1 protein-coding gene is annotated in these 237 nt (G+C 60.8%); it reads right to left on the minus strand.

The window, feature by feature from the left end:
- On the minus strand, positions 1 to 237 hold a 237-nt coding region (locus tag ACYQ3S_RS15805; protein ID WP_459690318.1), incomplete at both ends, for a beta-eliminating lyase-related protein.

Consider the following 237-nt stretch of genomic DNA (forward strand, 5'->3'; position numbering starts at 1 on the left):
GGCAGTCCGTGCGCACCAGGTCGATGATCTTCTTCCAGTTCTTTTCGCCCCCGCGCTCGAAAATGTCGCGGAAGGTATCAAGCAGTACATAGTAGCCCGTGTTGCGGCCGTACGCCTCGTCGCCCAGGAACAGCGACGCCCACTGATGGTTGGTCATCGCGGTGGTACCCGAGTCCGACAGCATATCGACCGTCAGCATAGCGGCCGGAAACGCGAACTCGTTCCAGTGCGTCGCGT

Source organism: Agathobaculum sp. TL06 (genome assembly GCF_054658635.1).